5 protein-coding genes are annotated in these 5,801 nt (G+C 58.8%); 2 read left to right on the top strand and 3 right to left on the bottom strand.

The genetic code is table 11. The features are described 5' to 3' along the window. Positions 1 to 197 (top strand): 5-formyltetrahydrofolate cyclo-ligase (locus L0H65_RS13135; RefSeq protein ID WP_301459502.1); only part of this gene is annotated, 197 nt, incomplete at its 5' end. A gap of 15 nt (positions 198 to 212) precedes the next feature. Here the strand turns inward: L0H65_RS13135 and L0H65_RS13140 are convergent. After that, positions 213 to 605: a hypothetical protein gene (locus L0H65_RS13140; protein ID WP_301459503.1), complete on the bottom strand. Its 393-nt coding sequence runs from the start codon at positions 603 to 605 to the stop codon at positions 213 to 215. 214 nt (positions 606 to 819) lie between these two features. Here L0H65_RS13140 and L0H65_RS13145 point away from each other — a divergent pair, with 214 nt between their 5' ends. Then, the gene (locus tag L0H65_RS13145) at positions 820 to 1,401 is read left to right on the top strand and encodes a DedA family protein (protein ID WP_301459504.1); all 582 of its coding nucleotides are present in this window, start codon (positions 820 to 822) and stop codon (positions 1,399 to 1,401) included. Between the two features lie 63 nt (positions 1,402 to 1,464). Here the strand turns inward: L0H65_RS13145 and rpoD are convergent, their stop codons facing one another. Next, a complete protein-coding gene (gene rpoD, locus L0H65_RS13150) occupies positions 1,465 to 3,471 on the bottom strand; it encodes an RNA polymerase sigma factor RpoD (protein WP_301459505.1) in 2,007 nt (668 codons plus the stop codon). Positions 3,472 to 3,668: 197 nt separating this feature from the next. Further along, the gene (gene dnaG / locus L0H65_RS13155; RefSeq protein WP_301459506.1) at positions 3,669 to 5,651 is read right to left on the bottom strand and encodes a DNA primase; all 1,983 of its coding nucleotides are present in this window, start codon (positions 5,649 to 5,651) and stop codon (positions 3,669 to 3,671) included. Positions 5,652 to 5,801 lie beyond the last annotated feature (150 nt).

Consider the following 5,801-nt stretch of genomic DNA (forward strand, 5'->3'; position numbering starts at 1 on the left):
TTTCGCCGGTCGTCGGGGTCGACCCTGAAAACTACCGGCTTGGCTATGGCGGCGGTTTCTATGACCGGACTTTGGCGGGTCTGCGGGCGGCGGGCCATAGCACGAGAGTCGTCGGTATCGGCTTTGCCACTCAGGCGCTGCCGTCAATCTTTCCGCTGCCGCATGATATCGCCATGGACCGCGTGATCCTTGGTTAAAGCGCCAAACCGCGTTCACTCGAACGGTAACCACATTAAAAACTCGCAATAACTACCCGTCGCTGCCCCTGCGGAGATTCCGCCATCCTGCGCCCCGTTGCCAAAGGATGTGAATAAACCCATCTTCACCTTGCGCGCCGGGTCGGTCGTAAAGCTGATGCCTTGACCTTGCTTGCGCGGTGGCGGTGACGCGCGATAGAATCTCGTCTTGCTCGGCAAACCAAGTGCAGCGATCAGAAAATCCCCCGCCGCACAAAGATAATCGGTCTCACGCGGCACCGAATCGAAAGCGACGGTGAAGTCGGTCCCATCGCGCCCCAGCACCGTCATGCCGTTTCGCGCCGAAAAGGCGTTTGCCGGAAGGGACAGCAAAAACAATAAAATAGTCGCAATCAATCGGGCTTTCATGCTGCTCGTCCTTTGGGGAAACACCCATAAGCCTACAACGGGATGGGGAGGAATTCACCTTACAATCCTGGATCGGCGCCGGATTTCCTGTGCCCGGGTATCGCAAGCCGCCGCGATGTGGCAAATATCGGCCCTGTCGCACAAGCATCGCAACAATGAGGCTTGCAGCGCCGTGTGGTTTGCTTATGTGAGAGGGGCGGCGGAGGTATGCCCCATGTTTGACCCCACATCCCTGATTGCGCAGTTCGGCCTTTTGGCGGTTTTTGGCACCGCCGCGGTCGAAGGTGACGCAGCCGTCGTTACCGCGGGCGTGTTGGTACAGCGCGAGTTGTTGCCACTGTGGCCTGTGGTGATTGCGGGTATGGCCGGGGGCTGGTTTTCCGACCTGCTGATCTATCATCTCGCCCGCCGCTTTCGCGAACGGGACCGCACCAAACGCGCGGTCGAGGCCGCCCGGAAGTGGCGGTTTTTCAATCTGTTTGTCGCTTACCCGATGCTTTTGGCGCTTGCGATCCGCTTCATGCCGGGGGTGCGGACTGCTGGCCCGGTTGCGCTTGCCACCGCGACCGAGATCACGCCGCTACGCTACGCGGTGCTGACCGGAATCGCCGCGTTTTTGTGGTCACTCATTCTGGTGCACATCGGCCATCAGGCGGGAGAATTGATTGCGCGCTTGCTCCAAGGCTTCGGCGTTCCGGAATATCTGGTGATAGGGATCCCAGTTGCAATCGTGCTGGTTCTGACGGTATTTGCGGTGCGAAAGTGGCGTCGCAGGGCGGCAGGGCGGGAGGTTTGAAGAGGCCGCGAATTGGCACCCCTCCACGCAGGATAGACGAAACGCGCCCAAGGGGCGCTTTCCTTATTGATCCAAGAACGACCGTAATTTCCGCGACCTGCTCGGATGTTTCAACTTCCGCAGCGCCTTTGCTTCGATCTGACGAATACGTTCGCGGGTAACGGAGAACTGCTGCCCCACCTCTTCCAGTGTGTGATCGGTGTTCATGCCGATGCCAAAGCGCATCCGCAAAACCCGCTCCTCGCGCGGTGTCAGGGATGCCAGAACCCGCGTCGTGGTTTCTTTCAGGTTTTCCTGAATCGCAGAATCCAACGGCAGCACCGCGTTCTTGTCTTCGATGAAATCGCCAAGCTGGCTGTCTTCCTCATCGCCAATCGGCGTTTCCAGCGAGATCGGCTCCTTGGCAATTTTCATCACCTTACGCACTTTTTCCAGCGGCATTTGCAGCTTTTCCGCCAATTCTTCCGGCGTCGGCTCACGGCCAATTTCGTGCAGCATCTGGCGGCCAGTGCGGACCAGTTTGTTGATCGTCTCGATCATATGCACCGGAATTCGGATGGTGCGGGCTTGGTCCGCGATGGAGCGGGTAATCGCCTGACGGATCCACCATGTTGCATAAGTGCTGAACTTATAGCCGCGACGGTATTCGAATTTATCCACGGCCTTCATCAAACCGATGTTGCCTTCCTGAATAAGATCAAGGAATTGCAAGCCGCGGTTGGTGTACTTCTTGGCAATGGAGATCACAAGGCGAAGGTTCGCTTCGACCATTTCCTTCTTGGCCTGCCGCGCCTCTTTCTCGCCCTTCTGCACCTGATTTACGATGCGGCGGAATTCGGAAATATCAACGCCGACGTAGGAGCCGACCTGCGCCATTTCCTCGCGCAGTTCTTCTACCTTCTCGCGGCTTTTGTCCATCAGCGCTTGCCAGCCGCGCCCCTCCTTGGCGGCCATGCGGTCGCACCAAGTCGGGTCCAGTTCATAGCCTTGGTATTCTTCGATAAACTCGCGGCGGTTGATGCGGGCCTGGTCGGCCAGTTTCACCATGCCGGAATTGATCGCCATAATGCGGCGGTTGATGCCGTAAAGCTGGTCGATCAGTGCCTCGATCCGGTTGTTGTGCAGGTGCAACTCATTGACCAGCAACACTATCTCGGACCGCAATTTTTGATAGGCGTCTTCCTCGTTGCTGGTGAAACGATCCTTCTTGTTCATCGTTGCAGACATGCGCAGATCCTGCATTTCAGCAAGTTCGGCATAGTCATGCGCGATGACTTCCAATGTTTCCAGCACGCGCGGCTTCAACGCCGCTTCCATCGCCGCCAGCGACATGTTGGAGGCTTCGTCATCCTCATCGTCGTCGTCACTATCGTTACGCGACAACGGGTTGCCGTCCGCGTCAAGTTCCGGCCCGGAGGCATTGCTGTCACGTTTGGGAGAGGCTTCGCCGCCGCCAGCCAAACCTTGGCCGACCAGTTCCTCGTCGCCTTCGCCTTCACCGTCCATGCCACGGCCAAAGGTGGTTTCAAGGTCGATCACATCCCGAAGCAGAATGTCTTCGGACAAAAGTTCGTCGCGCCAGATGGTGATGGCCTGAAATGTCAGCGGGCTTTCGCAAAGGCCCAGGATCATCGTGTTGCGCCCAGCCTCGATCCGCTTGGCAATCGCGATCTCACCTTCACGGCTCAGCAGTTCGACGGAGCCCATTTCGCGCAGATACATCCGCACCGGGTCATCCGTCCGGTCCAGCGTCTCACTCGCGGCACCTGACAGCGCCACCTCACGCGACCCGGCATTGGTTTCCACCAATTCGCCAGCGGAGGAGCTTTCTTCCATCTCCTCTTCTTCGGTAACCTGAATGCCCATTTCCGACAGCATCGACATAACATCTTCGATCTGATCCGACGACACCTGCTCCGGCGGCAAAACCGCGTTCAACTGGTCATAGGTGATGTATCCACGTTCGCGCGCATCCGCGATCATCTTCTTGATGGCAGCCTGGCTCATATCCAGCGAGGTGTCTGCCTCGGAATCGTTTTGCTTGCTGTCGTCGGTATCTTTGGCTGCCATGGATGCTCCTTGGGCCGAGTGTTTGGTCTGTTGGAACCGAATCACTCGGTCGGTTGTACGAATCATTAGCGCGAATCACCGGCAGGGAAAGGCTTTCGCCCGGTTTTTCCGATGATTTGCCCGTTTATCAGCTTTTGAAGGGAAGTTGAAAGGGTTGGGCATTGATTTCCTTCTTTTGCTCGTGCGTTGAGGTTACCTCATCCCTTTGGACGGCCATTTCGGCCAAAATCAATGCGGTCCCACAGGTTTCTGGCTTCCTCCAATTCATCCCGATCCATCTCCACCCCGTTGTCGGCAACAAAGCCTTCACCCTTGGCGGTCTGCGGCCCCTTGGCGGCTTTGAAGCGCGCCTCATTCGCCTGCGCCAGACGCCAGGTCAGCCCTTCATCCGCCAGGCCGTCCAGATCTTCTACCGCGTCATCCACTTCGCGCCGCCCGCCGCGCGAAGACCGTAGTTTGCGCAACATATCGCCCAGGCAGACTTCGGCGAAATCCGTATCATCGGCTTTCAGGATCGGTGGTGCAGACATCACATGGTTTTGGTGAAGAAGAGTTTCAAGCAGCGCACGGTGCTCCGCGTCCAGTTTTTCGCGCAGGGATTCGGGTGGGGCTTCGGACGCGATGTCATGGCCAAGGCGCAGCAAGCTGCGGCGGAGGCGGTCCTCCTCCGGGTCGGTGAAATCCAGCCGGTCGAGCACGCCTTCCGCTTTGGCGATCAGGCGGGGATGGGTAATCAGGGTGGCAAGAATGACTTGTTCGATCAGGCGTTCATCATTCAGACCCAGCGCCAGGGCGGAGGTTTTGGTCACCGTCGTCGCGCGCGGTTCGGGCAGCCACGGTTTCCCCTTGCTACGCTGGCCCGGAACCCATTCCTTCCGCGAAAGGAATTTGTGCGATTGCCCAAACAAACCGGCGCGGAGCCGTTTGATTTCCTCCCCGTAGTGATGGCGGATGGAGGTATCGGTGATCCGCATCAACGCTGTGCGAAGGATCTTGTCCAAAGCCGCTTTGCGTTCCGGGCTGTCAAAATTACGGCCTTCGGTTTCGCGTTGCCACAGCAGGTTGACCATCGGTTGCGCGGAATCCAGCACCGCCTGCATCGCACCCTTGCCTTGGGTTTTCAGCAGGTCATCAGGATCAAGTCCGGGTGGCAGCACGGCAAAGCGCACCCCCTGCCCCGCCTCCAGCAGCGGCAGGGCCAAATCAATCACCCGCAGGGCCGCGCGCAGACCCGCGGTGTCACCATCCAGGGCGATGATCGGTTCCGGCGATACCCGCCACATCAGGCGCAGTTGTTCTTCAGTCACCGCCGTTCCCAGTGGGGCGACTGTGGCCGTGAAACCGGCCTCGGAGAGCGCAATCACGTCCATATAGCCTTCGGCCACCACCAGAGGCGCGCCTTTGCCCGCCGCTTCCCGCGCCCGGCCAAGGTTGAACAGGTTGCGGCCCTTGTCGAAAAGTTCGGTTTCCGGCCCGTTGAGGTATTTCGCCCGCGCGTTGGGATCAAGGCTGCGCCCGCCAAGGCTGATCGCACGCCCCCGCGCGTCACGGATCGGGAAAATAATCCGCGCGCGAAAACGGTCATAGGGGGCGTCATTGTGATCCGATTTCGCACAAACGCCACTCGCAATGACCAACTCTGGTGCGAAGCCCTTGGCCTTCATCGCGGAGAACACCGCTTCCCGACCCTCGGGTGACCAGCCGATATCCCAGCGCTCTTGCGCGTCAACCTTTAGCCCACGCCTTTCCAGATAGTCACGCGCCACTTGCCCGGCGGCAGTTTTCAACTGCAAGCGGCAAAATTTTACCGCTTCTTCCATCACCTCAGCCAACTGGCTCCGGCGGTCGGCTTTTTGAGCGGCCTGCGGATCGCGCGCGGGCATCGGCATCCCCGCCTCGCGCGCCAGCAGTTCTACAGCCTCCATGAAGCCGAGGTTTTCGGTATCCTTGATGAAGGTCAGCGCGTCGCCTTTGGCGTGACATCCGAAACAGTAGTAAAACCCTTTGCGATCATCAACATGGAAGCTGGCGGATTTTTCCTGATGGAAGGGGCACGGCGCCCACATATCGCCTTTGCCCTGGTTGGATTTGCGCATATCCCAGACCACCTTGCGCCCAACGACTTGGGACAAGGAAATGCGCGTACGCAATTCATCAAGGAAACCGGGTGGCAGACTCATGCTTTATATATCGGCTGCGGCGGCACGATAGGCAAGGGCGTGAGCGATCCACGCGGCAGCTGGGGCATCCTGCCCCCCTTGGCCGGGGGGCCCATGGACACCGGGGGCGGTTTTCCAAGCCGTGGAGAAACAGGAAATGAATTTGTGGGG

Source organism: Pseudorhodobacter sp. (assembly GCF_030452865.1).
Lineage (GTDB): Bacteria > Pseudomonadota > Alphaproteobacteria > Rhodobacterales > Rhodobacteraceae > Pseudorhodobacter.

Coding starts and splice junctions, on each gene's coding strand:
- rpoD (WP_301459505.1), bottom strand. CDS start 3,471: ATGGCAGCCAAAGATACCGACGACAGCAAGCAAAACGATTCCGAGGCA.
- dnaG (WP_301459506.1), bottom strand. CDS start 5,651: ATGAGTCTGCCACCCGGTTTCCTTGATGAATTGCGTACGCGCATTTCC.
- L0H65_RS13140 (WP_301459503.1), bottom strand. CDS start 605: ATGAAAGCCCGATTGATTGCGACTATTTTATTGTTTTTGCTGTCCCTT.
- L0H65_RS13145 (WP_301459504.1), top strand. CDS start 820: ATGTTTGACCCCACATCCCTGATTGCGCAGTTCGGCCTTTTGGCGGTT.